Below are 6,528 nucleotides of genomic sequence, written 5' to 3'. Positions count from 1 at the left end.
GCACGAGCCGCAGCAGGCCGTACAGCAGCGAGCCGACCAGGATCGACCAGACGATCGTATTGAGTTTGCGGCCGGCGTTGACGCCCTCCATCCAGCTCGGCGTCTCGAAGAGCGGCTTGGACAGTCCAAGGAACGACTCCATCTCTACGACCTCGCTGTTGTAAGGCTTGAAGATCGGCGGCATCCCGTAGTCGACCTCCTGGACGGTGGTCGTCTCGACGCCGCGGCTGTCGATATTGACCAGCTCCTGCGTAAAGGAGGCTTGATAGCCCATGCCGCGGAATACAAAAACCGTCGCGATAAAGGCAATAATGACAACAATGACGTACAGCGTAAATTCAACCCAGCGCTGCGCACGGCGCGCCTTCTTGCTCGTGCCTTTGAAATCGACGACGCGCAGCAAGTACATCAGACCGGAAGCGAAGGCAACGGCGAAAAACGCCTCGCCAAGCGCGGCTGTCGTCACGTGGATCTTCAGCCAGATCGAGTTAAGCGCTGGCACGAGCGGCTGCACCTCTTGCGGGAATACAGATGCATAGGCGACGATCAGCACCACGAGCGGCAAGGAGAACATGCCCAGCACCGGCTTGCGATAGATCGCGTTGACGATGATGAAGGCGATCATGATCGCCATGCCGAGGAACGTCATGAACTCGTACATGTTGCTCGTCGGGATCTGCCCGGAGCCGATCCAGCGGGTGAAGAAGAAAGTCAGATGCGCCAGCAAGCCAAGCGCCGAGACGATATAGGCAATTCTAGCCCAGCGCTTCACATGCCGCTCGGGATCGCGGTTGCTCCACTTTTTGCCGGCGACGGCAATGACATAGAACATAAAGCCAAAGCAATATAGAAAAAACGCGGCGATAAACGCATCACTGCTAAACTCTACCCAATTCACGAATTTTTCCCTCCGTTATCCAGTGACTTTGGATCGATCTCGATGCCCATCTTCTTGAGGGCCGAGGCGACATCACTTCGCATGCCGTACCAATTCTTGTTCGTATGAGCGCCGAGCGACAGCTTGCCGTTATCGACACGCAGCCAGATCCGGCGATGATTCCAGTAGAAGCCCATAATGAGACCGATCATCGAGATCGCCGCGCCTACCCAAACGTAAGGCATCGCCGTGTCTACCCGGATGTTGAGGAAGCTCGTAGCGCCTGCGAAGGTTACACCCTCCATCGAGCCTACCGACAGCTCCAGACGGTCGGAGATGTGACGGTTGATCTGGTCCTGGCTGAACCGCTGCTTGTCCACCTGTCGAGGGAAGTACAAGTACGTCTCGCCCTTCTCGGACAACCCCGGACCTTTGATGATGAAGAAAAATGCCGGCGCATTGGGATCGCGAGACAGAGAGGTCGGATTGCCGTCATCGCCGATCGCAAACTCCATGTATTGCGAACGGAGCTCCAGCTCATACGGTCCGACCTTGTAGTTCAGCTCGGGATTGATCATCCGCAGCTCGAAGGACCCGTAGTTCTCGCCGGTCTCTTTGTTGATGAGTGACGGCTGGACGGCAGCAAGCTTCGGCGTATCGTCAAAGTCAAACTGGTATGCATGCAGCCCCTTGTAAGACAACGGACTGTTGACAATAATATCGTGTTGCTTGACCTCCTCGAGCACCGGCTCCTTGACCAGGTCGTTGCAGTTGGCCGTGCATTCGTACAATACCGCTTGCGTTTTGTAGAGCTTGGCTCGCAATTGGCCTTGCAGATGGTCGGGCAGCTCCTCGTCTGTGTAATAATCGACGGTGAACTTTTCGTTTTTGATATAGTAATTCGTATTCTCGATCGCCACCGCTTCTCCCTCAGGCACCGTTACATATTCATCCATGTACCAGCCGGGAATGCTGCGCGCCAGGACGGCCAGCAGGAAGATGATCAGACCGATATGGTTAATATACGGTCCCCACCGGCTGAAGCGATTTTTCTCGGCGAGCAGCGCATCGCCCTCGCGATGCACGCGGAAATGCCGTTTCTTCAGTTGCGCTTCCATATCGCGGGCAAAATCTTCACCCGGGACATCAAGCTCCCGGGTGAAGACGACCTTCTGTCTCGTAATGAAACTGAGATGCTTGCGGATCTGCTGCTTGCTGAGCGCGCGGTAGAGCGGTAGCACGCGATCGAGACTGCAGATGACGAGCGAGGTGCCGATCATGACAAGTAGCGTGATGAACCACCATGATTCATATGTGCGGGAAAAGCCAAGTTGGTAATACAGCTCGCCGAACCAGCCATGGTTCGGTCCGTAATATTCGGCCGGATTGCCCCGAATGAACGTATTCTCCTGCGGCAGCAGCGTGCCGAGGATCGAGCCGAGCAACGTGATGATGATCAGATAGACGGCAATCTTGACGGACGAGAAAAAATTCCACACTCGGTCGATAATATTCGGATTGCTCTTCTGCGAGCGCCTCGCGACGCCATCGTATCTCATCTCGAGCGGCTCTTGGGACTGCATGTCCTCTCGAAGCGGCTTGCCGCACGCCTCGCAGAGCACCGTACCGATATGATTTTGGTGACCGCATTCGCATTTCGTGTTGTGAATCAATGGGGAAGCCTCCTCCTTATGCCGTTGTCCTCAGCAGCCGCTCGATCCGCTCGTCGATCTGCTCCTCTGTCATGCCGCCGACGAACACCTCAAGGATGCGGCCGTCGGGCTTGACGAAGAAGGTCGTCGGGTAGGAGCGCAGACCGTACATCCGTTCTGTCGCACGCTTCTGGTCTCGGAGGATCGGATACTCCAGATCAAACTGGCGTAGGAAGCTGGAGACGACCAGGTCGGTCTCGCTCAGATTGATCGCGAGAATCTCCAGATTGCTGTCTTGCCACTTCTCATACTGCTTCTGAAACTCGGGCATTTCCTTGACGCACGGCGGACAGAAGGTGCCCCAAAAATTGACGACCACCGCCTTGCCCTTGTAATCGGACAGCTGGTGGACATTGCCGTCCGCACCCAGCAGGGTAAACTCGGGCGCGCGGTCGCCCGCTACCGGTATTGGATTACCATCTGCAAACAGCGTCTTGCCAATCGCATAACCTCCGATTAGCAAGACGCCTAGAAGAACAACAATTTGAATCTTTTTACGTGCGGATTTCATCGCTAAACACCACCTAGGCTGCTATACATGCTAGTTCCATTATAGCGAATAACGACACTTTAAAAACCGGGGCCCAGTTCACTTTTTATGAACATTATGTGACTTGCGGGCCAGTGCCAGCAGGTCCTGCACTTCCTTTGGTGACAAATGTCTGAACTTGCCACGCTGCAGGTTAAGCAAGCCCAGCTCGCCAAATCGAACCCGCTTCAGGCGAAGCACCGGATGGCCGATTGCTTCGAACATCCGCCGCACCTGGCGGTTGCGTCCCTCGTGGATCGTGATCGTAATCACAGCCTGCTTCTTCTCCTCGTCGACATCCTGATACTCCACTTGGGCGGGCGCGGTCATGCCGTCGTCGAGCTTGATGCCCTTGGCCAGTTTCTCGAGCTGCGTGCCGTGTGGGATACCCTTGACCGTCGCCAGATACGTCTTCGGGACATGATGCTTGGGATGGGTCAGCAGATTGGCGAATTCGCCGTCATTGGTCAGCAACAACAGACCTTCCGTATCGTAATCGAGCCGCCCGACCGGATAGACGCGCTCCTTGATGTCCGGCAAGTAATCGCCGACCACCTTGCGCCCTTTCGGATCGGAGGCGCTCGTAATGACGCCTTTAGGTTTGTTCAGCATAAGGTACAGCTTGCTTTCGCTTTTGATCGACTTGCCATTTACCGTAATCGTGTCCTCTGCCGGATCGGCTTTGACGCCGAGCGTTGTAACGGTCTCACCATTGACCTGCACCGCGCCGGTGAGGATCAACTCCTCGCATTTTCGTCGGGATGCGACTCCCGCTTGCGCCAATATTTTCTGTAGTCTTTCCAAATCTTTCACCTCTAGTCCCATCATACCACAGCTTGGCCAAAGCACAAGCGCAGCAAGGGCTCGCGACGCTTCCTGTCAGCCGAAAATATACAAACAAATGAAAACGGCTGCCACAAATCCGACGAGATCGGAAAACAGCCCGACCTTAAGCGCGTACCGCGACCGCCGGATGCCGATCGCGCCGAAATAGACCGTCAGCACATAGAGAGTGGTGTCCGTACTTCCCTGGATCGTCGAGGCGATCCGGCCAATTATGGAGTCGGGCCCATAGTTCTCGATCAAATGCGTCGTATATGCCAGGGAGCCTGCGCCGGTGAGCGGGCGGAGCATGCCGAGCGGCAGCACCTCGCTTGGGATGCCGATCGCGGCCATCAGCGGCTGCAGTCCCTGAACCATCAGCTCCATCGCCCCCGAGGCGCGGAACATGTTGATCGCTACCATCATCCCTACAAGATGCGGAATGATCGCGATCGCGGTATCAAAACCGCCCTTCGCCCCGTCGACGAACGACTCGTACACGGGGATCTTGCGAAAGGCGGCATAGAGCGGAATAAAAACAATAAGTGCAGGAATGAGCCATATCGATAATGCCGTCACCAGATCATACATCGGTCTTCCCTCCCCGTCCGTCCATCCTCAGGAAGCCGCTTCCCGATCATGCGTCTCCCCGGCGCCGCCAGCGGCGCGGGACGCCATCCGTCTCGATCCGCGGTGCGTCGTATGCGGCGGTCGCAGCGCGCGCCGGCGGAAGTAGCGGTCTGCGAGGATCGCTGCAGCCGTGGCGATCGCCGTAGCGATCAACGTCGTCCCCACAATCTCTGCCGGGTGCGCCGAGCCATAGTTCATGCGGATCGCGATTAGCGTCGTCGGCACCAGCGTAATGCTGGAGGTGTTGAGCGCCAGCAGTGTACACATCGCCGGCGTCGCCGTCTCCTTGTCCGGGTTGAGCTTTTGCAGCTCCTGCATCGCTTTGATCCCCATCGGTGTCGCCGCATTGCCGAGGCCGAGGATATTGGCGCTCATATTCGTCATGATGTAACCAAGCGCCGGGTGGCCCTTGGGCACGTCGGGGAATAGGAAGCGGACCGCCGGGCTGAGCAGTGTCGCCAGCTTGCGCAGCAGACCGGCATCCTCGCCGATCCGCATCATCCCCATCCAGAACACGAGCACGCTGATCAAGCCGAAGCTCACCGTGACCCCGGACTTGGCGCCCTCGAAGGCCGCCTCGGTGACAGCCTCCAGTCTGCCTGTAAAGGCGGCGAAGACAACGCTAATCGTCATGAGCAGCAGCCAGATCCAGTTCACCATCGGACGACCCCCGCCCCTAGCAGCCCTTGCACGACACGCGTCAGCGCCAGCAGGAACGTTTCCGACGCACCTGTGCTCGCCGCGCCTGCCATCGCCGCTCGCGCCTGCGGCGTCGCACTGGACGGCGCCGCCGGGGGCGCGTCCTTCAGCGGCACCGCGCCGATCCTCTCCTCGCCCAGGTAGAACTCCAGCCGCCCGCGCTCGCCAAGCGCATAGTCCACCGAAGCCGGGTCGGTGACGACCAGCTTGCGCCGTACCTGGGACGGCTCATCGTCGGCAAGCGGATAGCGCAGCATCCCCGACGCTTCGTACGTCGTATCCGCTATCTTTTGGCCGCTCCGGGAAAGCTCAGCTAGCGGAAAGTTCTCGAATGCCCAGTCGAGCAGACTACGGTGGTCGGCCCAGTCGTCGCCGTCGTTGAGCGTGACGACGGCGATCTGCTGGCCGCCGCGCGTCGCAGAGGAGACGAGACAGCGGCGCGCCTGCTTCGTATAGCCGGTTTTGACGCCGTCGGCGCCCTCGTACATCGCCAGCATCTTGTTTTTGTTGGCCCAGGTATAGTCCCATGGATCATGCGGGTTCGGCACCTTTTTGATCCGAGTCTTGACAATCTCCTGGAAGACGGGGTTGCGTAGCGCATAGGCCGTCAACCTGGCCATATCGTTGGCCGAGGCGTAATGCTCCGGGTGATCGAGACCATGCGGGTTCATGAAGTGACTATTCTCGAGGCCAAGCCAGGCCGCTTTTTCGTTCATCAGATGGACAAAGCCCTCCTCGGACCCGCCGACATGCTCGGCGATCGCCGTCGCGGCGTCGTTGCCCGAGCGAAGCATCAGCCCATAGAGCAGATGATGCAGGCTCATCTCCTCGCCCAGCTGCAGGTAGATGGAGGAGCCCTCCTTGCCTACCGCCGCTTTGCCCGCCTTGACGTTATCCGCGAGATTGCCATTCTCGATCGCCACGATCGCGGTCATGATCTTGGTCAGCGAAGCAATCTTGTTCGGCTCGTCGCCCATCTGCGAATAGAGGATGCGCCCGGATTGCACATCGATGACCGCCGCCGCATGAGCATTCGTCGAGATCGACCGAGGCGCCCCATAGGCGGGTTGGAGGTTCGGCAGCACCGGCCAAGCGGCGCTTACGGTGACGAAGAGCAGCAGCATTCGCTTCAGCATAGATCGCATGGTTTGAGAACCCTCGCTTTCCTTCAAGACAGCCGCTACGAGCTGCCATAGTCTTGTACATTATATGTACGGGCCTGCCGGATATGTCCGGATTGCCCGGCACAACCTCAAAAC

General features: G+C 58.0%; 7 protein-coding genes. All 7 read right to left on the bottom strand.

Annotated elements, in window-relative coordinates:
- The coding region (ccsA, locus tag PA598K_RS04850; protein ID WP_260405268.1) for a cytochrome c biogenesis protein CcsA at positions 1-898 on the bottom strand (898 nt) is incomplete at its 3' end.
- Complete coding sequence (gene resB, locus PA598K_RS04845; RefSeq protein ID WP_128655840.1) at positions 895-2,550, bottom strand: cytochrome c biogenesis protein ResB; 1,656 nt, start codon at positions 2,548-2,550, stop codon at positions 895-897. The genes resB and ccsA, both read right to left, overlap by 4 nt.
- A 16-nt stretch (positions 2,551-2,566) precedes the next feature.
- The gene (locus PA598K_RS04840) at positions 2,567-3,100 is read right to left on the bottom strand and encodes a redoxin domain-containing protein (RefSeq protein ID WP_128655839.1); all 534 of its coding nucleotides are present in this window, start codon (positions 3,098-3,100) and stop codon (positions 2,567-2,569) included.
- A 78-nt stretch (positions 3,101-3,178) separates the two neighbouring features.
- The gene (locus PA598K_RS04835; protein ID WP_128655838.1) at positions 3,179-3,922 is read right to left on the bottom strand and encodes a pseudouridine synthase; all 744 of its coding nucleotides are present in this window, start codon (positions 3,920-3,922) and stop codon (positions 3,179-3,181) included.
- Between the two features lie 75 nt (positions 3,923-3,997).
- A complete protein-coding gene (locus PA598K_RS04830; RefSeq protein WP_128655837.1) occupies positions 3,998-4,531 on the bottom strand; it encodes a spore maturation protein in 534 nt (177 codons plus the stop codon).
- A 27-nt stretch (positions 4,532-4,558) separates the two neighbouring features.
- Complete coding sequence (locus PA598K_RS04825; protein WP_128655836.1) at positions 4,559-5,230, bottom strand: nucleoside recognition domain-containing protein; 672 nt, start codon at positions 5,228-5,230, stop codon at positions 4,559-4,561.
- Complete coding sequence (locus PA598K_RS04820) at positions 5,224-6,405, bottom strand: D-alanyl-D-alanine carboxypeptidase family protein (protein WP_128655961.1); 1,182 nt, start codon at positions 6,403-6,405, stop codon at positions 5,224-5,226. The genes PA598K_RS04825 and PA598K_RS04820 overlap by 7 nt, the downstream gene beginning before the upstream one ends.
- Positions 6,406-6,528 lie beyond the last annotated feature (123 nt).

It is taken from the genome of Paenibacillus sp. 598K, assembly GCF_003851045.1.
GTDB lineage: Bacteria > Bacillota > Bacilli > Paenibacillales > Paenibacillaceae > Paenibacillus_D.
Note: the sequence above shows the minus strand (reverse complement) of the source record. Positions and strands in the feature narration are given on the sequence as shown.

Coding starts and splice junctions, on each gene's coding strand:
- PA598K_RS04830 (WP_128655837.1), bottom strand. CDS start 4,531: ATGTATGATCTGGTGACGGCATTATCGATATGGCTCATTCCTGCACTT.
- PA598K_RS04820 (WP_128655961.1), bottom strand. CDS start 6,405: ATGCTGAAGCGAATGCTGCTGCTCTTCGTCACCGTAAGCGCCGCTTGG.
- PA598K_RS04825 (WP_128655836.1), bottom strand. CDS start 5,230: ATGGTGAACTGGATCTGGCTGCTGCTCATGACGATTAGCGTTGTCTTC.
- PA598K_RS04840 (WP_128655839.1), bottom strand. CDS start 3,100: ATGAAATCCGCACGTAAAAAGATTCAAATTGTTGTTCTTCTAGGCGTC.